This is a genomic window from Xenococcus sp. PCC 7305 (assembly GCF_000332055.1).
GTDB lineage: Bacteria > Cyanobacteriota > Cyanobacteriia > Cyanobacteriales > Xenococcaceae > Xenococcus.
Genome location: NZ_ALVZ01000180.1, coordinates 19,699 through 40,977, shown reverse-complemented (window position 1 = coordinate 40,977; position 21,279 = coordinate 19,699). Strand labels below are relative to the sequence as shown.

Below are 21,279 nucleotides of genomic sequence, written 5' to 3'. Positions count from 1 at the left end.
AAAATGTACATGATTGGCAAAATTAGGTTAATTGCGAGTAAAAGGTGTTAGGTGTTAGGGAGATCCCGAAAACGATGAATTCAGCAATGATAGGCATAAAAATTCTTTATATCTAAGATATTCTTCGATATAAGTCAAAATATGATTTTTTTGATTAAATTTCCCAAGTTGAACAACGAAGTAATAAGCTTTTCCCCAAATCCCCAAATCCCCAAATCCCCAAATCCTTATTCAAAACTAGCAAATTTTGTACTCATCGAACTCACCTTTTATGAGTTTTTTATTAATTCTTTTCTGGTGAGTTTGACATAGCTTTTGACTGTTTGATAAGGCATCTTGAGAGCTTGAGCGATTTCTTCGAGGGTTTGTCCGATTTCGTATCGAGCGTAAATTTCTGCTCTTTTGGTGCAAGTGGAGATAGCTCTTGTTCCTCCTTGGCGTTTTTGCGATTTCATCAGGAGAGTCGTTATTTCTTGGATTCTGGGGGCTAGGACTTGTTTAAGATTTTGTAGTTTTTGGGTTGCTAGTCGATAGTGGGGGTTGGTTTGTTTTCTATTATTGAGTAGGGCTTTTTGCTGTTGAATAACCTTTTTGAGATGCTCATTGTCTAGACGCATCTGTTCGATGGTGTGAGTCAATTGATTTAGGGATTGGGTTATTTGATCCGATTGGGCAATTTTTTGAGTTAGGGATTCTAGGGTGGCGATTTGTTTTTGAATTGAGAGTAGATTATTTAGTGCGTGATTAAGTGTTCCGGATTGTTCGTGAACTGCGGTGTGAATGATTCTGTTGAGTGAGATGTCTACTGCGGTGGGTTTTTCTACTATGTTGTGGATGACGTGGCGATGTTTGAGAGCTAGGAATAGTTGATGTTTTACTGTTTCAATTTGTTCTGATAGTTGGTTGATGTCTGGGTTTGTGGTGGTTGTGGGCTGGGGAGAAGTTCGGTTGATGGTTTCGGTGGTGGGGATTGGGGCGATTTGCCAGCCTGTAATAGATTGTATCCAGGTATTGACACCTAATGTCATGAATTTGTCCATGCTGTGCTCGGCGATTTCTCTGCCTTCTAGGGCGTAATGTTTAATTACGGCAGCGCAAAAGTCAGCTCGGAGAATTTTAGTTTCGCCACCTTGTTTTTTATAATCCCCTTCCAGGTGTAATTCCTCGCCAATGAAAGCTTTCAGTCTTTTAGTTGCGTTGTCGCGCATGGGGTTGAAACCATTGTTAGAATTACTTGTTGGCTGAATTTCTTGACGTGCGCGCATAGGGTTGATATTCCTTAACTTTGAAATCAATCTTGTGATGGTAGATTGATTTACTCCACACAAAATAGCTAAACCAGAATAACTAATTCCTGATTCGCCTGTTGCTTGAACTGTAAAGAATTCGATGCCGTTTTCTTCGTAACGTAAAATATTCATTGTGACCTCTGTTTCAGGTTACTCCCAGTGGAGTTTTTGGTGTTGGTAGCACCATGCTCGCGACTGGGGTTTTTTGTATTTTACTATGTTTCGGGAATAAAGTGCGATCTCTGTAAGCTTTGTGGCATTTGACTTCTAAGACTTTTCCATCCCCTGACGGGGCGAGTGTTTCAGAAGACGGACTCTCTGAACTCTGCGAGGTACACTGCGTGCCTGCTGCGTTTCCATCCCCTTATGGGGCAAGCGTTCACTATTAGTAAAAAAAATAACGCGATTAAAAAGCTCCAATGGCGATTTGAATCGCTCGCTGAATGCGCTTGAAAGAATCTATAGATATTTCCCCATAGGGTTCTCGCTCAAGATAACGTGTTTCTACATTGGTAATAAAATCACACATCGCTACCGAATCCGACCTTAAACCTCCTTCGCCGACTTGAATCAAAACACGACTGGGATTAGCAGCCCCAGAAATATCAGAAGAAAAAGGAACTACTAAGACTGTCAAACTATATTGATTGCGAATATCGGTTGAAACTACTACTACTGGACGCTTTTTGGTGTCTCCTGATTGTTTTAAAGCTCTAGATAAATAAACTTGTCGTTGGCGAGGGAATTCTTTATCACTAATATTCAACGGGAGATTCCTTCCAAGCTGAGAGTGCCTTTTCTTGGGTTTCTTGCGTCCATTCTTGTTCAAATTTTAAGTCATCTTGAGAACGGTTTTGATAGAAGTTTCTCAATTGCTCTTCAATTTGTTGTTTTTGCCAAAGCTTTAAGCCTTCTTCCACCGCAGCGGATCGGTTATTGGTCATACGATCTATTTCCTCAAGTAGTTGAGTATCTACAGTTATTGATATGCTTTGTTTGTAGGTAGGTTTGCTAGGCATAAGAAAATATTATCAGTTAGGATTATTATAATTGGTTGAACGATTATAGTTTCAATAAGCTCGATGAGGTTTGCTTGAGCTACCTTATCTACTAGCTGTTGTTTTGCTTGCTCGATTAACCATCCAGCTTTTTCAGCTACTGTTTCTTCTTTTTCTATAACTAGCTTAACAACTGCTATGCCTAAAGAACTGTTTTCCTCATCAATCTTGTTCTAAGAATTCAAAGCATGACGAGCTAATTTAACATAGGTTTTTACTGTGTCATAGGGCATTTCTAGGTCTTGGGCGATATCTTTTAGCGACTCACCGGCCTCTTGTCTTGCCATGATAGTTGCTCTTGTTTTACATACTTTGGTTGCTCTTTCTCCGCCAATTCGTTTTTGCTTTGCCATCAAGCCTTCGAATATTTCGGCAATTCTTTCTGCTAAGAGAGTTTCTGTGATTATAGTTGCGATCGCACTGGGTTTTACTTGCCAACCTAGTCTAGTCTGACCTAGCCCAAAAGTAGTTTTATGTCCTGTGCCACAATAAACCGTGAGCTGCCCCAAAGCTTTGTATAACTGAACATATTCAGGATTTTGACTACTAGCTTTAGCCAAATTCAACTCAATTGCGCCGACGAAGCCAGTAACTAAGCCTCTTTTTCCTCCTGGTACTTTGATTGATTCGAGTTGGTGGCGAACAATAAAAACATTTTCATCAATCCAGGGCAAAAAAGAATCGGGCTCAAATTTTTGAGGTGCAAAATGATTCCACCGTCTGAGATAGCTATGGAATAAATTGTTGGGGACTGGCAAGGGAAAATGATGTCCTTTACTTCGAAAACTAGTGGGGCTAATAAAGCTAAGGCTGAGATTTTTACCGCTTCTGGTTTTGAGTAGTTTGTCGTAGGTAGTTGCGGGGTGAGTTATTGTGACTTTTTTGATTTGTAGTTTGACTTTCTGTAGATAGATAAATTTAGGTAAACGGGTTAACCATTGTTGCATCCAGATCACGACAGGTTGAGATAGGGCTGTTAGATACCAACGATAAGTATTTTGTGCAGAGAGATATAGTTGTTTGCCATTAGTGGTCATTTCTCCTTCTAATCTGGAAATTGTAAAAGGTTTTTCTGATTGTCCATCGTGCAGATATTGGGATAGTTTCGGATCGTCTTCCCGTACTTGGTTAAGAAACCAAGCGTGTAAACCTTTGGCGTATTCAGGATATAGACTGCCGTCTTTTTCTGGCGTGAGGGTGAATACTAAGCCAATTAGTTCTGAGTTTTCAGGGAATGCGATCGCATGATCTGTCATTTGGTTTGATGGATATCTCGGCAAAAACAATTTGACATCAATATTTTAATTCTATTAGTTTCCATCCCCTGACGGGGCGAAGGTTTCAAAAGACTGTGGGCAAACTGATAAATGTTGCAAACGGAACCCAGGGTTTCCATCCCCTGACGGGGCGAAGGTTTCAAAGGTTTCTGATGATTTATCGGATGACTGGGCTCTTGGGTTTCCATCCCCTGACGGGGCGAAGGTTTCAAAAGACGGTTGCGGCAAGAACAGCATTTATGCAAAAGGAGCTTAAGGTTTCCATCCCCTGACGGGGCGAAGGTTTCAAAAGGATCTCTTGCAGTCATATGCAACAGGTCTGGAGTTTCCATCCCCTGACGGGGCGAAGGTTTCAAAAGTTTATGTTTAAGCTTACAGCCAAACATAAAAGACCTTTATGTTTCCATCCCCTGACGGGGCGAAGGTTTCAAAAGACAGTGGGGGGCATACATCACGGTGCAAAAGTTTCCATCCCCTGACGGGGCGAAGGTTTCAAAAGATTACTAGACATCGAAAAAAGTTTAAGGCAGGAAGATGAAGTTTCCATCCCCTGACGGGGCGAAGGTTTCAAAAGAACATTATAGGGGAAAGCCTATTAGTGACGTACAAATTGTTTCCATCCCCTGACGGGGCGAAGGTTTCAAAAGAAAGGGACAGATCAACATACATATGTGTACCAAGTGAAGAGTTTCCATCCCCTGACGGGGCGAAGGTTTCAAAAGAAAGGGACAGATCACTATATTTAGAGTTAATACATGTTTCCATCCCCTGACGGGGCGAAGGTTTCAAAAGCCGAAAAAAGATTGTCTAGCTCTTTCGATAGCTACCCTCAAAGTTTCCATCCCCTGACGGGGCGAAGGTTTCAAAAGCAGGGGGAGCCGACACAATGCAGAGGAGTTGGTTACGTTTCCATCCCCTGACGGGGCGAAGGTTTCAAAAGTTTTGGGTACACTAAATACCCTGCTGTTAAACATTCAAATGTTTCCATCCCCTGACGGGGCGAAGGTTTCAAAAGAAAGATGAAAGTGAAGAAGAAGCCCCTGCGGAATCTTCTAAAGTTTCCATCCCCTGACGGGGCGAAGGTTTCAAAAGGAGGCTGCAGAGCAGGCCCGACAAACTAACCTAGCGGCTAAAGGTTTCCATCCCCTGACGGGGCGAAGGTTTCAAAAGATAAAAACCCACAACTCTTACCGGATAAGGCTGACCGAAGAATTTTTCGCGGTATATATTTGCACTAGCAAATAATTAAGAATTAATGGCAATAGCCCACTCTCCAAAAGCCCAAATCCCTTGCCAGAAAAGGCATCGACGGGGTTCGACCAAATAATAGGAGTTTCAGCGATTGTCGCCATACCGCGAATACTGTCATTAAATACTGGAAAATCTGAGGAAAACTTTATTTAATTGTCATGGTTCCGATAACCCACATATTATCAAAAATAATAAGTTTAACCTCTATTCTATATATTTTTTAATATTATAGAAATTTCAAAAACTATACTTAGAATATCACCAATTACTGTAGTCAAGAACCCCGTACAGCAAAAACCGCTGTTATTAGCAAAAATTATACCAAATTAAATAATGTTCACGACAGATCATGGTGGTAGGGGCGAATGGCCATTCGCCCCCACAGAAAATACAGAATAGTAATTTATCTTTTTAGGTGGTTTAGTATTAGAGAAGGAAGTAATTCGGCAAGTTTTACCGGAGGAAATTATGCAAGAGTCTGTAATTTACCAGGACATTAAGGAACAAGGCGTACAACAGGGTTTACAACAGGGTTTAAAGCGTCAAGCTAGTTTGGTTGTGCGTCAATTAAAACATTGTATTGGAAAGATTGAGTCGGAAGATGAAATCCGCATTACTGAATTATCTATAGAGCAATTGGAAGCATTAGGAGAAGCTTTATTCGATTTTTCTAGTGGACGCGGGCGTAAATAAGACAACCATCAACGAAGAGCAAAAAGCTGATGTATCAAGACTTATTACTCATTACTTATTACTTATTACTTCCGCGCAGCGGCACTAGTCGGGATGATTTGCTGGCTTGGTTGGCTAATAATTAATTAATGGCATGGAAGCCCCTAAGATCTACAATCCTGCGGGACTTTTGGAAATTTTTGCTAAGTTTACGTATTGTATTTCATTTCTTTTCTGGTCAGCTTGACGTAGCTTTTAACGGTTTGATAGGGCGTATTGAGGGCTTGGGCGATTTCTTCAAGACTTTGCCCGATTTCGTATCGAGCGTAAATTTCTGCTCTTCTGGTGCAAGTGGAGATGGCTCTTGTTCCACCTTGGCGTTTTTGGGATTTCATTAGAATGGCAGTGATTTCTTGGATTCTGGGGGCGAGAGTTTGATCTAAGTTTTCTAGTTCTGTGGTTGCTAGTTGATATTTGGGGCTGATTTGTCTTCGGCTTTGAAGTAATGCTTTTTGTTGTCGAATAATGCTTTTGAGATGGTTATTCTCTTGGCGCATTTGTTCAATTACGTTGGTCAATTGATTTAATGACTGGGTAATTTTTTCTGATTCGGGGATTTTTTGAGTCAGAAGTTCTAAAGCAAGGGCTTGTTCTCGGATGGCTTCTAGGGCGATTAGGGCTTGGTTCAGTTTTGCTGCTTGTTCGTGAACTGCGGTATGGACGACACGATTGAGAGACAAATCGACAGCAACGGGTTTTTCGACAATATTGTGAATGGCGTGGCGATGTTTGAGAGCTATTTTTAGATGATGCTGTAGGGAGTTGATTTGTTTGATTAGGGGCGATAGTTCTCCATCTTCTAGGGTTTGGGGGTGATATGTTGTCCGAACAGATTGTTTTGATTCTTTTTCGGGGATGGGCGAAGTGGTGAAGTTCTGCCACCCTGTTAAGGTTTGTATCCAGGTGCGAATTCCTACAGCGGCGAACTGACGAAATGCTTGTCGGGCTTTTTCGGTGGGACGTTGGGATTCAAAGGCGTACCATTCTAGGATAAGGGCGCAAACTGAGTCTTTGAGGATGGTGACGTTATGATACTCATGATAACTCGTACTAAGTGTCAATCCCTTGCCCTGTAGGGATTGTAGAAATTCTGGGCAAGAACTCGTACCAAGTCTTTCTAGGAGATTATCAACAGCTTTTTGTGTAACTCCACACATCCTTGCTAAACCAGATTGACTCATTCCTGATTCACCTGTTGTTTGAATAGTGAAGAATTCTATATTATTTAATTCGTAACGTAAAATATTCATTGTGACCTCTGTTGTAGGTTACTCCCAGTGGGGTTTTCTGGTGTTGGTGCACCGAGCCCGCGACTGGGTTTTTTTGTATTGTACTACGTTATGGTTACTTTTTGGCGATCGCCTGTCTTTTTTGGATAATCTCTGTAACTCTTGTGGTACTAGATTTCTGAGGCTTTTTTATCCCCTCGCGGGGCGCGAAGTACCTATCTATTTTGATGTAACTAAGATTTTGAAATTTTCTTGCAAATCGCGATCGCACATTTGAAATTGTTGGGCGATGTTCAAATTCATGGTGGCTTTAGCAATTTCGATCAAGGATTCCTTTATTGAATAATCTTTATATTCAACTAGCCAAGTAAGAATATCGACTAAATGCCAGATAGATTGTGCCCCTCCGTAAATAGCAGATGGACAGTGTAAATGATCTTTTGAGATTAACTTTTGGATATTTTGTCGAGTGCATCCCAATAAATTTGCTACATCTGTTATGCCCACAAAATCGGGTGCCGCTTCAACCAGACTCGCGTGGGGAATAGCTTTTCTGACATCTTTCACGGCACTGGCGATCGCTTCATATGCTGATGAAGATTCGCGAATGAAGTTCAGTCCAATATACCCTTTTTTTCCAGTCCCAATGAGGGCATCATCACAACCAGATTCATACAAATTTTCAATGTAAATATCAGGATCAATATCGAAGTCTGGAAGCTTAAATTTCAAAGTAAAGTCATATTCAGGCATTTTAAGGTTTCCTCCTGGCAGTAGTTATCTGTTTTGATAAATACAGTTATCTACTACTCGACGTATTTGTCTTGCATGATGAGTTGGGTTTTTCGGGGTACTCCAGATGCTGGTTTTACAAAATTCTCCACATCGACAGTCAGAATTGTTGTAAGGGCAATAGATTTTTCCCCAGGCATGAGAGCCGCCTTGTAGAATGCGCCAACCCTTTTGCTCAGCATCTTCTAAAGCAGCCCGAATCTCTTTATTAGGGTGTTTTTTTCCATACACATACGAATGCTAATACTGAAAACCTGTAGTTGTCAAGTGACAACCACGGATTACTATGTTGTTTCAGGTTGATAAATTATCAAAGTTCTTAGTCTTTGGCGATCGCTGTAATCCTTGTAATGATCGCTGTAATCCTTGTGGCGTTTGTTTTCTGAAGCCTAGGCTTTTTGAAGTTTTTATACTTACGATTATGCAACGTTTTCATCCCTTTGCAGGGAAAGTGTATTGAAAGGAAGTGTCGGTGTCTACCAGAATGAGCAAGGATACACAGCGTTTCCATCCCCTGACGGGGCGAGCATTTCAAAAGCAGAAAGCGTCGTCAAGATATTGGGCGGAGAAGAAACAAAAGTTTCCATCCCCTGACGGGGCGAGCATTTCAAAAGATTAAGTAAATACAATTAGCTTTAATAACTAAACTATGAAGTACGTTTCCATCCCCTGACGGGGCGAGCATCTCAAAAGCTTACTTAAAAAGCCTGCAAGGGTATGACGGAAGAGCGTTTCCATCCCCTGACGGGGCGAGCATTTCAAAAGGCTGAAGAATGATGAATGGTCATGGTTTGCCAAGCTGTGGTGTTTCCATCCCCTGACGGGGCGAGCATTTCAAAAGAAACAGTCATAAAATCACGCCCCGTGAATAATTAGGGGAAAGTTTCCATCCCCTGACGGGGCGAGCATTTCAAAAGTCTTGAATTCCGTAAAACACCCCAAGGCCAACATTTTGTTTCCATCCCCTGACGGGGCGAGCATTTCAAAAGACAACTTCTGTAAAAATAACAGTACAATAAATGAAAGTTTCCATCCCCTGACGGGGCGAGCATTTCAAAAGACTGCTCTCTGAACCCTCTTTCCAGATAGGGGCTTCTGAACGGTTTTTTGCGGGATACATTTGTACTGGCAAATAATTAGTAATTAATTGCAATAAGCGAACCCTCATCGGGACTCAACCCTTTACCAGAACTGGCATCGACGGGGTTCAACGAAATCATAGGGTTTTCAGCGATTGTTGCTATCCCCCGAATACTGTTATTAAATGCTGGGAAACTTGAGTGTTAACTTTATTCAATTGTCATGGTTCAGATAACCCGTATATTATCAAAAATAATAGGCTTGGCCTCCATTCTATATATTTTTTAATATTCTAGAAATCTCGGAAACTGTATTTAGAAGATCATGAATTACCGTAACTGAGAACAACATACAGCAAAAACCGCTGTTATGAGTAAAAATTGCTTCGGCGATCGGCCAAAGGCTGGCGCTTCCTGCCCCGTAAAGCTGATCGCAAGTACAATACCTAGTCAAAAAGATTGAGATCCTTGTGACAAAAGACTTTTGACTCTTGACTTCGACGTAGCGGCACTAGATCCATCTTTTCCATCTCACTTAAGTCTTAGGAGGAACAAGGCATTATTTGAATACCTATATTTACATTTAGTGTTTGACAAAGAACTCTATAAATAGCAGTTAGATTATCCATTGTAGGATTTCCTTTTGCCGATAGCATTCTGTGAAGACTTTTACTTGGCTTAGCCGTTTGAATTGCAAGTTCTTCAAAGCCGATAGTGGAATTGACCAAATCTCTTAAAATTAATCTTGCAGTTTCTGGTTCCCCATTTAAGAAAAGTGAAGTGGCTTCGTTTAGCAAAGCCTGTGCAAACTCCGGATCTCGGCTTACTCTTTTGCTAACTGTCTCGTTAAAGTCTCTTGTTAATTCCATGATAATTATTTCTTTTTGTTAGTTTTCTTTTTTCGTTCTTTATATTCTTGGTATAGTTTCTTAGCTTTTTTAATATCAGATTGTTGATTCTTTTTTGTTCCGCCACCAAATAAGATGATAAGCTGCTTACCTTGTTGAGCAAGATAAATCCGATATCCAGCACCGAAATCTATCTTATATTCTCCTATTCCGTCAAACCACTTTTAGTAAAGATGGCTTTGGCGATCGGCCAAAGGCTGGAACTGCGTGATCAGCCAGAGGCTAGTGCCGCTTCGCGGAAGTAATGAGTAATAAGTAATGAGTAATAAGTCTTGATACATCGGCTTTTTGCTCTTCGTTGATAGATAGCTTATTTACGCCCGCGTTCACTAGTGCTCTGCGATCAGCGAAGCTGGCACTGCGCGATCGCAAGAAATGTATGAGGATAACTCAATATTGTTAATCTATTGTTGACTGTTTCTTAAATACGATCTCTATATAGCTAATTCAGTATGTATGACAATGTGTGTAAATTTTTGGCAGAGAACTTCTCTAGTGATTTTGCGCGCTGGGTTCTGGGCGAAGCTCAGGAATTAACTACGTTAAGTCCGAAGGAATTATCATTGGAACCAATTCGTGCTGATGCTCTAATTTTGCTTCAATCTGCTGAATTTGTTTTACATCTGGAATTCCAAACTCAAACTGATGAAGCGATTCCTTTTCGCATGGCTGATTACAGATTACGAGTTCATCGTCGCTATCCAAATAAACAAATGCGACAAATTGTAATTTACTTAAAATCTACCAGTTCGGAATTAGCACAGCAAAATGTCTTCACAATTTCTGGGATGCGTCATGAGTTTGAGGTGATTAGGCTGTGGGAACAACCAACAGCAGATTTGCTGAAGTATCGAGGTTTGTTACCTTTGGCAGTATTGGGCAAAACAGGCGATCGCACTCAAACTTTACGGGACATTCGTTCTGCAATTGATAAACTTGAAGATAGAAGAGAGCAAAGTAATATCATAGCAGCGACTTCAATTTTAGGTGGTTTAGTATTAAAGAAGGAAGTGATTCAGCAAGTTTTACGGGAGGAAATTATGCAAGAATCTGTTATTTATCAGGACATTAAGGACAAAGGAGTTAAAGAGGGTCTAGAGCAAGGATTACAACGAGGACGACAAGAAGGACGACAAGAAGGGCGACAAGAAGGTCAAGCTCACCTTGTTTCGCGTTTATTAAAATATCGTATTGGTGACATTGAAGCAGAAGATGAAGTTCGAATTAATAGATTATCAGTAGAAGAGCTAGAAGCTTTGGGAGAAGCTTTATTGGATTTTTCTAATCGTGATGATTTGCTGAGTTGGTTTGCTAACAATTAATAAATAGCATGGAAATCCACTAACTTTATACGCTTTTTAATTGTAATTAGCTATCTTTATGAACTAAAGTTTGTCCCATTCCTAGGCGAGTTTTCATTCCTGTCCCAGAAAATTCAGCATAATTAACCAATAAATCAGTAACATTAGCCAGTAAAGGTTCAACTCGAAAAGGAAGTTGCAATACTACATTGCCAGTAAACCCTGTAACGTAACCTCGATGTACTTGAAAATTACGAGTTTGTAAACGATGACGCTTAAATTTTACGGCTTGACTCAGATAATTAACCAACTCATCCCCACCTAAATATATTGACGCAAAATGATTCCATTTTTTTAGCCAACTGTGAAACATTAAGCTGGGAATGGGTAAAGGTAAATGACTACCTTGGGAAGAAAAACTAGTAGGAGTGGCAAAGTTTAAACTAAATTGTCTAATCGTTTCTGGTTCTTCGGCAACTAACTCTGTATAAAGTTTTTCGTAACTGGTGATGCAATCTTCTCGATTAATTACGTTAAATTTGGCGCCAAGAAATTCTAAAGAATTGGATAAATCAAGATCTGCGATCGCCTTACTACTAGTTTCGGTTAATCCTGATAATGATAATTGATAGACTTCATCTGGCAGAAAATTATAGAAATCTTGAGAACTAGTATAATATCCCACCAAGCCCGAAAAAGTAGTAGTAGGTATTTTTTCTGTACCAATTTCTAGGCCCATTTGTTGGTGTAGTTGTTTGACTAATTCTAGGCAATAAGAACGAGGGATAACGGCAACCTCATTAGTGGCCAATTTCCAAGTAGAGCGGATTAGCATAAGCATCGTAATTTTTCAAAAAACTAGATATTAATTAAGTCAAGAAGCCTTAATATCTCTAAAGGGAAAATGTTTGAGCTTTCACTATTATTAGTTAAGTCACTCTTTCTCTGTATGGTGTCGAGCCATCCTAAATGTATCAAGCTTTTAGTATAATCTTTACTAAAATTAATCAACTCTTGTATTTTTTTGTCTTTTTTTCTTCTTTTTGAATTGGTAACATTTTCATTAATTTGCTCAATTTGATTTTTAATTGCTTCCTCAGAAACTACAATTAGGCATTTTTTGTATGCTTCAATTACACAATGCAGACCTAGATGACCGTGACAAATAAATTTTTTTGTATCAGGATCTTCAGTTAGAGATACAATACTGCAAATATCATTGTAAATTATCCTTGTCTCTTTTAAAAAATCTTCACTGGAAATGTCAGTTGATTCAATTTTATTTTTTATCTTATTTTTTAGACGCTCTAGCCATTCATCAATCTTTATAATTATCTGATTATTTTCAATTTCTAAGAATTCAAAACTAATTGAATTCTCTATTTCCTCAAAACTAAGTTCGTATTTCTCGTTCAATTCCTTGGCTAACAAAGATAATATTGTAGATAAATTTAAGATTGACAAGTATAAAAACTGAAATCTCTCTTCAATTAACTCATAATAGTCAAGCTTAAATGAAGCGTTGGCACAATATAACTTCAAAACATCTTGATCGAAAAAATAATTTTCAATTGAATGACCTCTAGACCATACTAGTCTAGAAGAAACTTTGTGGGAACTTATAATATCTCGAATAGTTTTGTCAATCAGAAAATCTCTAAATTCACGATCGACAAACCCTACGAATCTGTAAGCAAAATTTTCCTTATTTATGTTTTTGCTAATATACTCAACTTTATGTCTATTGCCCTGAATAGTATCTTTATTTGATTTGATATATTGAGCTGATTGTACTTCGACTTTATCTTTTTTTATAAGATTATTATCTCTAAATCTCTTCAATAATTGCTTAAGTATTTTGGAATCACTCTCACCTTCTACTAATAAATATTTCATGTTTGACATTCGAACTTTTCTGATAAAGCTATCTGTATTCCTTAGTAATTTATTCATTTTTTAAATATTCTAATTGTTGCTAAAATTGACTTTTAATATTTTCATAATCTTAAATGCCAGTGTTTTATAATTAGTCTTCCTCTCCTTCTGAAAACTCTTCTTCTTCAGAATCTTCTTCAAATTCTTCTTCAAATTCTTCTTCAAATTCTTCTTTCCATTTTGTGGGATCGGACTGAATTGGTTTTACTTCTTGCCAATAATCATTATCATCATCATCGACATTATCTAGATTGATCTCAGGCGAATGAGTGCAAATAATGATTTGCATATTATTATCTTTTATTAATTCACAAATATTTTGCAATAAATCATTCTGCCAATCAATGTGAAGCGATATCTCTGGTTCATCAATAAGAATTAAATTTTTATTAGCGATATTTGTAGCAAAATATAAAATTGTTGCGACCTGTCTCTCTCCAGAAGATAAGGATTTGAGTCCATTTAAATAATTTCCCGATTTGGAATGTATTTTCACTAGGGAATTATTAGCATTAGGATACTTATAAATTTCTAACTTTTTGTCATTTAAAAAAACATTAACAGCATCAAAATATTTATTTATAGGTGCAAAGTACTCTTCTTTTATTCTACTAAGATTTAATAGTAGATCTTTGTATAAATTAAGATTATTAATAATAAAATAATTTATCTCATTAGTGTTTTTTAACTCTAAAATATTAAAAAAATTACTCTGAGATATTTTATTTATAATTGAATTTTCTTGGATAGGATAATTATTATTTTTTCGGATATATTTATTTACTTCATCCTCAATATGTTCCAGGAGCTGCTTGGGATCTTTTGAGTTTTTATTTTTCTCTGGAATCAGATTGAATTTATAAACGTCTTGAAAAGCATCAACAAATAATTTGATTTCAGACTTGGCTATGTCATCAAGTATTTTCCTTATTTCATGATTTAGTTTTTCTTCGATTTCCGTAATAGATGTATAATCAACACTCGGAACTAAATCCCCATACATTTTTCTAGCTAGATATGTATAGTATGAGCTAGGATGACTGTTGACTAAATTATTTTCTTTGTCTTTATTTATTAAATACCAGCCCTCAATCATGCTTCTGAAAGCAGGTATGTAAGACACTTCAGATAAAGGAGGATATTCAATTATTTTTTCTTTATCATTTTTTGATATTCTTATTGGGTTTCTTTGATTATTTATATATACTAGAACACAATTATCCTCCCGTTTATCTTTACGCAATTTGATACTCTCTCCATTTGACAACTCTATATTTATTGCAAAAAAATCAATATACAAAAATCGTTCATAATCAGAGCTTAATGCGTTCACAATAATATGTAAGATGGTTGTTTTGCCACAACCATTAACTCCAAATAGAATATTAAATCTTGAATGAAAATCTAAGCTAATATCTTGAGAACCAAATAATCCTAGTATCTGTAGAGTTTTTAGGCATTTATTATTCATTTTGAGGTCACAATATTTTTTGTGGTTAAAAAAAGCACATAAGTGTATTGAAAAATCATTATACTGTAAATTTAGTCCAACCTGGAACATAGCGAATTTCTTGCCGAGAATTGACAATAGTGCGACGAGATTTAGGAGCTTGAAACCCAGGTGACTTGATACCACATACATCTCTAATTTCGGATCTCAATCCATCTGTCAGCAACCAATCAATTGTTGTTCCATTCATGCCACTTCCCCAGCCAAGACGGAGAGCATAAGGGCATTTTTCTTTTTCATAGAAATCACGGATTAAATCAAAGTCAAGATTGAAATCCCGATGTCTTCTATTTCTAATATTTTGCCAATAATCATATTCGCCATCCCATTGTTCTTGGGCAAACTCTTGGCAGATTTTGAGTAATTCTGCAATGGAATTGAAAGGTAATTTCATTCCTTGATTATGTTTAAACCAAGAAAGCATATCGTGATCTATCTTAAGAGTAAATTCAGTTTTTGCTTGATAAACAACTTCGGCAAAAATGGAAGCTCGATATTTAGCATTAAAATCCTCAAAGTGACTAGAAACTATCGTCTCAGCAATTATGGGAACATTGTAAAACAACTTTTTGCCAGTTTTTTTTACCGTTACAGTTTTCCTAATTAATGGTTGAGAATCAGAAACTTTGATCGCTCGTAGAAAATCAGTATTTTGGATATTTCTCGTTGGGATATTTTTCCCTTGATAATGAAGTGAATAGTTCGTAAATAGATTATTTATAAACAGATCGTCATCCAGAGAAGATTTATTGCGGTTATTAATTTGATTATTATCTAGTTTTGATCTTAATTGCTCCTCGATCGCACTAACCCGATGTGAATTCGGTACTTTGTATTTCTCTGCATGTTTGAGAAGATAATATGCGATCGCGGTTCTTATCGCACCCTTAATAGAAGAACCAGGGATATATAATTGCCCCATTCCATTCCGAATCATGGGGCGAATATCAGTAACTCTTTGCCCTTCTTCCAATGTCCATTTAGGACGAATATCCGGGAAAATGGGAATTCCATCAGGAGATTTTGCAGTAATCCAATCTTCACCTAATGCTTGCTTAAGTAAACCATCAATATTTTGTCTTTTTTCAATCGTATCAACATAATCATCAATAAATTTTGCACTTTGCCTATGCAATGTTTTTGCTAATGCTTCCTGGTGAGGTAAATAGACCTTTGAGGAAGTTTGTACATATTCAAAAGGATTGAGACGAGAAACTTCCCCGCCAATATGTAGCATTGGGCTACTGAGTTGAATTGTTTTCGATTCGTAGTTTTCTTCTTTATAACTTTGGTAACTAACTACAGCGGTTTCTGATTTGGTCACAGATTTACTCACTTGATTCTGGTTTTACATTTATAGGGATGCTTAAACTAATGCCACTGCGATAAATTTTATGTTTATTAAAACCATCTGGTGTTACTAGCGCTAATTGTCCTGAAGGTTGTGAGTTAAAAACCGATCCTTCAGCAAACATATGAATCTTCTTCCGCCGTAATTGTCTACCAGAAAATGGTGAACCAATCCAACCTCCTCGTTCAATTAATTCATAACTAGAATTATCTAAAAAATTATCTTCTAGAGACTTACGCCAAAATAGACTTAATAAACAATGATGCTGTGCATTTTGAAAATTAACAATCTTTTCCCAATCAGGTGGTAAATCTCCCCAATATTCAACTTCAAATCTTCCAGCACCGCTAGATCGTTCCCCACCCAAACCATCTTCCCCTAAGAGATTAAGTGTCGCATTAAGACGATGTTCTAATTTTGGATTTTCTTGAGGGAAATATAGTAAAAAATATAATCCCGATCGCTTTTCTTTACCCTTGTCATTCTGTTCGCAATTAAATTGAGTAAATCCAGTGTGATAAAAATTGGTAGCAGCAGTTCTGCGATCAATTGAAACCTTGGGATAAGTTGCTATGGAATAGGTTTTACTATAGTTAAATACTCCTGCTTCAGCTAAAGCTCCTTTTGTTTCTTTAGTTTTAGTTTGAGCAATTAGTTCGGTGCGATCGCTATTTTTATTGTCAGTAGAAAATCCTGATTCTTGATACCATCTTCTCCAGATATCTAATGGTAAATATTTGAGTTTTTTGTATGATTTAAAAAACTCTAAATCGTATTCTGGGTAACCTGGAGGAAAATTTGCCGGACGAGGTAAATAATATCTATAAAGATCTTTAGTTTGATCTTTTTCGTAAGTATAAATAAAGGTTGAACTTATTTGTACAGGTGGTAGTCTCTCTTGTTTATCTAATGATTTATTTTCAATAGGAAAAAGCTCTAAGAATTCAGTGACATCTTCAACCCCAAAAAGTCTTACATAGGTATTGATTAAAGCACTAAAGAGAGTATCAGATCTTACTCTTTCGCTAGTTTCTTCAATCCCAATTCCCACCTCTCCAAAATGAACAGGAGTTCTACTAAAGTCGAGCCTAACTAATCGCCAATTACTCATAAAATTGAAACTAAAATTAATTGCTGCTTGCTGGTAAAAGTTGATTTATATCATTAGTTAAACTTTCAAAACCTTCTAATAAACTGGAAATATCAGCAAAAGTCTGAATCGAATTTCTAGATGGTTTCATTTGCAAATATTGACTTAAATCACGATAAAACAATTGCAAGTTTTCAAAGCGAATTTTGCCGTAACCCCGCGAGCCATGACCACCAAGCGCATCATCCTCTAAAATAGCAAGTGCGATCGCCAGATGTTTCAAATCTTCAATAGCTTGTACTGTATCTTCTACGGTGTAAACCATTTCAAATTTAAATTTAGAACCAGCCGGAACTCTCTCAAATTGTCTGGGGTTGGCTGCTGCGGTAATGCGATCGATACTGTTTTCAAACTTCCACTCAGTCATATAAAGTCCCGTATCAACTTTCTTGAGCTTTTCCGCTGATTCGGGTTGTAGATGACAGTCTCGAACAATCAATCTAGCAGGAGAATTACGTCCTTTGATCTGGGCATAGGTTTCGCCATCTTTCTCTTTAGTCTTCGTATTGTTATCGGTTAATCCTTGTTCTCTCGCGACGGATTCTTTGATCCAGCAATTTGTGCCTGTAGAGCCAAATAGACGACTGATTTGACAAGTTTTTGCCCCTTCAAAACGAATACTGAGTTCGCCATTAATTTCCGTATAGCCATCCTCAATATCGTCACTGGCATAGATGTAAACACCACTGCCACCTGGGCGATTTAGCGATTTTTTCAACAGTCTTTCGAGAATTGAGCGTAGTTTTCCCTTAAGTGAGGAACCAGGTAAGTAGGGGGCTTTAGTCAAAGGATCGCGAATCACAGGTTTGTCCAATCCTCCAATATCCAAATTTTCACCGCCACCACCAATATGTAATCCTGTTTCAACAACAATAGTACTCTCGATTCTTAGTTTCCCCACTAAGGGCTTTTGTTCCAATGATGCGGGCATGATTATTTACCTCCTGCTGCTTTGTGATAAGCGATAATTGACTCGATAAATTGCACTAAACGTTCAAAATCTTCTAAGCTATCTACTTTATCGATCGCCGCAGAAATCACATCACTCAAAGGTTTCGCTGCTCTTTGTCTGGCTGCGGCATAAGCAAGTTTTGGTTTAAGTAAGACTACTTCGGCTTCGATTTCTCGGAAATCTTCTTTTTCAGTCAAGTCTGCTTTGATACGATTGACAGCATCAAGAAACTTACGGACTTGATTGGTTTCTAGTCTTTGCGTTCTGAGATATGTGCCAAACTTGGCGGAATGTCTTACCAATTCTCGAATCGGATAATTTTTGAATTTTTCGAGGTTACGAATCACGTCTTGAATTTCATCTGCAACAGAATCCTGATATTTTCCGGTTGAGGATCTTTTAGATGAAGAAGTTTTAGCGGGAGGTTTTAGTTCCATGGGTAATTTTCATTTTTTGCCTAACGGGTTAATAATTCTCTAAAATTTAAACATTCCATAATTCCTCAACAGTTAGAGACAATTCGGGAAAAGTCGGTGAGACTATTAAATCCTTATTCCTATAAACTTTTTCCTCATAAAATCCTTCTATTAGCTGCAACACAGTTACCTTATGTGATTCAGGATCGATAATCCAATATTCTGGAATGCCTGCTGCTGCATATTCAGACCTTTTGTAACGATAATCGATGATGGTCGAACTTTCACTTACTATTTCGATAGATAACAAAGGTGGAGACTCTAATACTGCTGATTTATCCAAGTATTGCTGTATTTGTTCACGATTAACTATGCATAAATCGGGTATTCTGGCGCGATTGAAAGCAGTTCTAACTCCTACCATTTGCAAAATAACCCAAGGTAGTTGCAAACGATTAATTTCAGCTAATAATTTGTTATGAAGCAAGAACAGAATTAAAGCATGAAGACCGATTGGTGGATTCATTAAGATTAGTTCTCCATCCACAAATTCGTAACTATTGTCAGTTCCATTGTCATAATTTAGATATTCTGCAAAAGTTAGCTTTTTTGTGAGATTAGTTATAGTCATGATGTTGCATTAGACTAGCGGTTTAATAATTCTATCCAAGTCGCGATCGCACGATAATAGGGAGCATTATAAGGATTTTTTAGTGCCTTACGAAAATCATCATCCTCCAAAATATTCCTGGGTAATCGAGCTAAGGTATAGGCAATTTGCGGCAGATGAAGATAGTACTTAATGTCTAAGGCTTCATCTTTATAGTTTAAATCTCTTTGATTATTATTAATTTCTCTCAACTTTTGTTCCTGTAAATTGGAGACATTAATTAGATTTCGAACAAAGTTACGCGCATAATCTTTACCAATTTCTTGAGAATTCAATTTTTCAACAATCGGCAAAACTCCCAGTAAGTTGGGCTGTTGGGGTTTGATTGTAATGGCATCCCAATATTCTCGATCTTTAGCTTCAACTGTAGATCTAGATAAGTTTTTGCTGCCCAACCATTCATCCCATTTAAAAGTTTGACCAAATAAAGTTAGGCTGTCTCTGCCATTACCTTTAGCAGCTTCTTCTGCATCTCCTGATTGTTTTGCTGCTTGATAAAGGGGAAATTTGGGAACAGCAAAGCTAATTCCTGCTGATAGCGTAATATCAGGATTGTAACCAGTATAAGCTCGAAAACATTGATATATATCGAAGCCAAATTCTACAACTTCATTCCAAGACCCACTGACAAAAAGATCGTCTCCACCAGCATAGATAAATAAAAGATTAGGGCGATCGCTGTTACTAAAATTCTTAATATCTTTCAGAATTTCTAGGTTTTCTCTTTGCCCGAGAAAATCTTGATTGCGTTGCTCTGCCAGACTATTTAGATACACTTTAAAAAAGTAGGTCATCTGACGGGACAAGCCAGCAATCTGAGTTAATGTCTGTTTTTCACCCAATCCTTTAGCAAAAATTTGCCCCAGGTTATCCACATCCATGCGCAAATAACCAACTCGTTTTATGCCATCTGATTGATCTGCTAATTCTTCTGCTGTAGCAAATGCTTTCGGATCATCTTTACTTTTTTGAGCATAGTTACCCAAAAACAGAGGAGTAACCTCTAACTCAGAGTAGTCATTAATATTCCAGTTATTAACTAAAAATAGTTTGCCATATTTGGCTTGTTTTTTTGCCTGAGCAATATCATCAAATAAATAATAATAATAGGTTTCTTCTGGACTTAAACGAAACAGTAGATATTTGTGGGCAAGGTTTTCTTTTTGCGATCGCACAATCGCTTTGACATCCCTTAATTGCCCTCCTAAACGATATAGTCTGCGACAGATATCACAAGCATTAACATCACTATCATCACCAAGTTTTTGCAAATGTTCTACATCATCGCGATGGCAAACTTTGCAGGGCTCGTGCGCATCTTGTGGTTCAAGTAAATCGCCAATTTGATTCTTAAATCTCCGCGATCGCATTTTATCTAAATTATTATTAGCTTTAGCCCATTCCTGAGCGAATTCTTGACTGGATACTTTGTTAATCTCAAAATCGTAATTATCCAAAGCGAGGAATACTTTCCCTTGGAATTTCTTACGTAACCATTGATTTAATTTCTTCGCAACATTGTCAACAATCTTGTTGTTCTTTTCTGTCGCTGCCGCCAAAATATAGAGCTTACTAGCCCCAGCGAAAATAACATTAGTCCGAGGTAAGTCTAATTTTTCTAATAATTGCTGAACAACTTCTTCGGTGACTAATTCTAAATAGAAACTTCGCGCACGAAGAGACTTCAGTGCACCATCGCTAGAAATAGTGTAAATGAATTTTTGTACTCCGGATAAATCACCGACAATCAAACTTAATTGCTTTGCCTGTGGATTTTCAGCAAGAGCAGCAGCCACAGCAGCAGTTGAACGTACTAAATCGACAAAAGCAATATCTTTTGATCCTAAGCTGATAAATGAGCCGTATTTTTCAATGATTAAAGTTAGTAGAGATAGATTACGCCAATTATTGTCCTTATCTAAAACTTGAGCTATTTCTTGGCAAGATTTTTGTAAGTAAGTTGTTATTTCTTCTGATTCTGTTTGAGGATAGGGAATGGTTGGATTTTCATTGGCGATCGCAACTGGCTTCCAATGATGAACTTTATCTTGTCCTTTCTCCAGTTCTATTTGATCAAAAAGTACTCTTAAAACTTTAATTTCAGGATTGTTCGCCCAGCCTAGTAGTTTTTTTGCTTCTGCGATCGCTGGCTCAACTTCCTGACTAATAGTAAATTTTGTAGGCAAACTAGTTCCAGCCCATTGAAATAAATCAATAATGGCTTGCTGAGCAATTTTCAAGGCAAGTTCATCTGCGAAGGAATTTGACATTTTGTTGATTGACTTACTCTAGAGCTAAGCTCTCAAATTGTGGGATTGTTAAATATATTAAGCTCCCACTGATAACTCATAAAAAAACTACGATTTTATGCAACAAAAT

The 21,279-nt window shown here is 37.6% G+C and carries 20 protein-coding genes, 1 pseudogene and 2 CRISPR repeat arrays; of the genes and pseudogenes, 2 read left to right on the top strand and 19 right to left on the bottom strand.

Annotated elements, in window-relative coordinates:
• Positions 1–269: 269 nt before the first annotated feature.
• The 5 genes from XEN7305_RS13400 to cas6 (XEN7305_RS13385) form a co-directional block, all read right to left on the bottom strand.
• Positions 270–1,421 (bottom strand): hypothetical protein, encoded by a 1,152-nt coding sequence (locus XEN7305_RS13400; protein WP_006509985.1) that lies wholly within the window; start codon positions 1,419–1,421, stop codon positions 270–272.
• A 274-nt stretch (positions 1,422–1,695) separates the two neighbouring features.
• Positions 1,696–2,055 (bottom strand): type II toxin-antitoxin system PemK/MazF family toxin, encoded by a 360-nt coding sequence (locus XEN7305_RS13395; protein WP_006509984.1) that lies wholly within the window; start codon positions 2,053–2,055, stop codon positions 1,696–1,698.
• Positions 2,045–2,233: a hypothetical protein gene (locus XEN7305_RS13390; RefSeq protein WP_238568975.1), complete on the bottom strand. Its 189-nt coding sequence runs from the start codon at positions 2,231–2,233 to the stop codon at positions 2,045–2,047. Before XEN7305_RS13390 ends, XEN7305_RS13395 begins: the two co-directional genes overlap by 11 nt.
• A gap of 35 nt (positions 2,234–2,268) precedes the next feature.
• Complete coding sequence (locus XEN7305_RS30345) at positions 2,269–2,514, bottom strand: DUF2887 domain-containing protein (RefSeq protein WP_083889385.1); 246 nt, start codon at positions 2,512–2,514, stop codon at positions 2,269–2,271.
• Positions 2,515–2,520: 6 nt separating this feature from the next.
• Positions 2,521–3,603 carry a CRISPR-associated endoribonuclease Cas6 gene (gene cas6 / locus XEN7305_RS13385; RefSeq protein ID WP_006509982.1) on the bottom strand — a complete coding sequence of 361 codons (1,083 nt, stop codon included), beginning with the start codon at positions 3,601–3,603 and terminating at the stop codon, positions 2,521–2,523.
• 57 nt (positions 3,604–3,660) lie between these two features.
• Positions 3,661–4,794: direct repeats of the CRISPR family, unit length 35 nt; unit sequence GTTTCCATCCCCTGACGGGGCGAAGGTTTCAAAAG.
• Between the two features lie 549 nt (positions 4,795–5,343).
• Here cas6 (XEN7305_RS13385) and XEN7305_RS13380 point away from each other — a divergent pair.
• The gene (locus XEN7305_RS13380; protein WP_006509981.1) at positions 5,344–5,568 is read left to right on the top strand and encodes a DUF4351 domain-containing protein; all 225 of its coding nucleotides are present in this window, start codon (positions 5,344–5,346) and stop codon (positions 5,566–5,568) included.
• Positions 5,569–5,756: 188 nt separating this feature from the next.
• On the opposite strand, the gene XEN7305_RS13375 is transcribed toward XEN7305_RS13380, so the two are convergent.
• The 5 genes and pseudogenes from XEN7305_RS13375 to XEN7305_RS30340 form a co-directional block, all read right to left on the bottom strand.
• Entirely contained in the window at positions 5,757–6,857 is a 1,101-nt protein-coding gene (locus tag XEN7305_RS13375; RefSeq protein WP_006509980.1) for a sigma-70 family RNA polymerase sigma factor, read from the bottom strand.
• A 198-nt stretch (positions 6,858–7,055) separates the two neighbouring features.
• Positions 7,056–7,589 carry an AlpA family transcriptional regulator gene (locus XEN7305_RS13370; protein WP_006509979.1) on the bottom strand — a complete coding sequence of 178 codons (534 nt, stop codon included), beginning with the start codon at positions 7,587–7,589 and terminating at the stop codon, positions 7,056–7,058.
• Between the two features lie 24 nt (positions 7,590–7,613).
• Positions 7,614–7,859, bottom strand: a complete 246-nt coding sequence (locus tag XEN7305_RS27660) for a hypothetical protein (RefSeq protein ID WP_071591350.1) — start codon at positions 7,857–7,859, stop codon at positions 7,614–7,616.
• Between the two features lie 272 nt (positions 7,860–8,131).
• Positions 8,132–8,688: direct repeats of the CRISPR family, unit length 35 nt; unit sequence GTTTCCATCCCCTGACGGGGCGAGCATTTCAAAAG.
• Positions 8,689–9,249: 561 nt separating this feature from the next.
• Positions 9,250–9,576: a DNA-binding protein gene (locus tag XEN7305_RS13365; RefSeq protein WP_006509977.1), complete on the bottom strand. Its 327-nt coding sequence runs from the start codon at positions 9,574–9,576 to the stop codon at positions 9,250–9,252.
• Positions 9,577–9,581: 5 nt separating this feature from the next.
• Positions 9,582–9,779 (bottom strand): annotated as a pseudogene (locus tag XEN7305_RS30340) (type II toxin-antitoxin system RelE/ParE family toxin); the annotation flags it as partial.
• Between the two features lie 288 nt (positions 9,780–10,067).
• On the opposite strand from XEN7305_RS30340, the gene XEN7305_RS13360 reads away from it, so the two are divergent.
• Positions 10,068–10,937 carry an Rpn family recombination-promoting nuclease/putative transposase gene (locus XEN7305_RS13360; protein ID WP_006509976.1) on the top strand — a complete coding sequence of 290 codons (870 nt, stop codon included), beginning with the start codon at positions 10,068–10,070 and terminating at the stop codon, positions 10,935–10,937.
• A gap of 46 nt (positions 10,938–10,983) precedes the next feature.
• On the opposite strand, the gene cas6 (XEN7305_RS13355) is transcribed toward XEN7305_RS13360, so the two are convergent.
• From cas6 (XEN7305_RS13355) to cas10, 9 genes are all read right to left on the bottom strand, one after another.
• On the bottom strand, positions 10,984–11,751 hold the full coding sequence (gene cas6, locus XEN7305_RS13355; RefSeq protein WP_006509975.1) for a CRISPR system precrRNA processing endoribonuclease RAMP protein Cas6: 768 nt from the start codon (positions 11,749–11,751) through the stop codon (positions 10,984–10,986).
• 23 nt (positions 11,752–11,774) lie between these two features.
• Positions 11,775–12,869, bottom strand: coding sequence for a DUF4435 domain-containing protein (locus XEN7305_RS13350; protein WP_006509974.1), 1,095 nt, complete (start codon positions 12,867–12,869; stop codon positions 11,775–11,777).
• Between the two features lie 73 nt (positions 12,870–12,942).
• On the bottom strand, positions 12,943–14,322 hold the full coding sequence (locus XEN7305_RS13345; protein WP_006509973.1) for an AAA family ATPase: 1,380 nt from the start codon (positions 14,320–14,322) through the stop codon (positions 12,943–12,945).
• Between the two features lie 58 nt (positions 14,323–14,380).
• Positions 14,381–15,685, bottom strand: a complete 1,305-nt coding sequence (gene csm5, locus XEN7305_RS13340; protein ID WP_040897772.1) for a type III-A CRISPR-associated RAMP protein Csm5 — start codon at positions 15,683–15,685, stop codon at positions 14,381–14,383.
• A gap of 4 nt (positions 15,686–15,689) precedes the next feature.
• On the bottom strand, positions 15,690–16,823 hold the full coding sequence (csm4, locus tag XEN7305_RS13335; RefSeq protein WP_006509971.1) for a type III-A CRISPR-associated RAMP protein Csm4: 1,134 nt from the start codon (positions 16,821–16,823) through the stop codon (positions 15,690–15,692).
• Positions 16,824–16,839: 16 nt separating this feature from the next.
• A complete protein-coding gene (gene csm3, locus XEN7305_RS13330) occupies positions 16,840–17,793 on the bottom strand; it encodes a type III-A CRISPR-associated RAMP protein Csm3 (protein WP_006509970.1) in 954 nt (317 codons plus the stop codon).
• A 2-nt stretch (positions 17,794–17,795) separates the two neighbouring features.
• A complete protein-coding gene (gene csm2, locus XEN7305_RS13325; RefSeq protein ID WP_006509969.1) occupies positions 17,796–18,251 on the bottom strand; it encodes a type III-A CRISPR-associated protein Csm2 in 456 nt (151 codons plus the stop codon).
• A gap of 46 nt (positions 18,252–18,297) precedes the next feature.
• On the bottom strand, positions 18,298–18,861 hold the full coding sequence (locus XEN7305_RS13320; protein WP_006509968.1) for a Uma2 family endonuclease: 564 nt from the start codon (positions 18,859–18,861) through the stop codon (positions 18,298–18,300).
• 14 nt (positions 18,862–18,875) lie between these two features.
• Entirely contained in the window at positions 18,876–21,170 is a 2,295-nt protein-coding gene (gene cas10, locus XEN7305_RS13315; RefSeq protein ID WP_006509967.1) for a type III-A CRISPR-associated protein Cas10/Csm1, read from the bottom strand.
• Between the last annotated feature and the right edge of the window lie 109 nt (positions 21,171–21,279).

Excerpts from the sequence above, each read along its gene's own strand:
- XEN7305_RS13400 (WP_006509985.1), bottom strand. The coding sequence starts at position 1,421 with ATGAATATTTTACGTTACGAAGAAAACGGCATCGAATTCTTTACAGTT.
- XEN7305_RS13390 (WP_238568975.1), bottom strand. The coding sequence starts at position 2,233 with ATGACCAATAACCGATCCGCTGCGGTGGAAGAAGGCTTAAAGCTTTGG.
- cas6 (WP_006509982.1), bottom strand. The coding sequence starts at position 3,603 with ATGACAGATCATGCGATCGCATTCCCTGAAAACTCAGAACTAATTGGC.
- XEN7305_RS13380 (WP_006509981.1), top strand. The coding sequence starts at position 5,344 with ATGCAAGAGTCTGTAATTTACCAGGACATTAAGGAACAAGGCGTACAA.
- XEN7305_RS13375 (WP_006509980.1), bottom strand. The coding sequence starts at position 6,857 with ATGAATATTTTACGTTACGAATTAAATAATATAGAATTCTTCACTATT.
- XEN7305_RS13370 (WP_006509979.1), bottom strand. The coding sequence starts at position 7,589 with ATGCCTGAATATGACTTTACTTTGAAATTTAAGCTTCCAGACTTCGAT.
- XEN7305_RS13365 (WP_006509977.1), bottom strand. The coding sequence starts at position 9,576 with ATGGAATTAACAAGAGACTTTAACGAGACAGTTAGCAAAAGAGTAAGC.
- XEN7305_RS13360 (WP_006509976.1), top strand. The coding sequence starts at position 10,068 with ATGTATGACAATGTGTGTAAATTTTTGGCAGAGAACTTCTCTAGTGAT.
- cas6 (WP_006509975.1), bottom strand. The coding sequence starts at position 11,751 with ATGCTAATCCGCTCTACTTGGAAATTGGCCACTAATGAGGTTGCCGTT.
- XEN7305_RS13350 (WP_006509974.1), bottom strand. The coding sequence starts at position 12,869 with ATGAATAAATTACTAAGGAATACAGATAGCTTTATCAGAAAAGTTCGA.
- XEN7305_RS13345 (WP_006509973.1), bottom strand. The coding sequence starts at position 14,322 with ATGAATAATAAATGCCTAAAAACTCTACAGATACTAGGATTATTTGGT.
- csm4 (WP_006509971.1), bottom strand. The coding sequence starts at position 16,823 with ATGAGTAATTGGCGATTAGTTAGGCTCGACTTTAGTAGAACTCCTGTT.
- csm3 (WP_006509970.1), bottom strand. The coding sequence starts at position 17,793 with ATGCCCGCATCATTGGAACAAAAGCCCTTAGTGGGGAAACTAAGAATC.
- csm2 (WP_006509969.1), bottom strand. The coding sequence starts at position 18,251 with ATGGAACTAAAACCTCCCGCTAAAACTTCTTCATCTAAAAGATCCTCA.
- XEN7305_RS13320 (WP_006509968.1), bottom strand. The coding sequence starts at position 18,861 with ATGACTATAACTAATCTCACAAAAAAGCTAACTTTTGCAGAATATCTA.
- cas10 (WP_006509967.1), bottom strand. The coding sequence starts at position 21,170 with ATGTCAAATTCCTTCGCAGATGAACTTGCCTTGAAAATTGCTCAGCAA.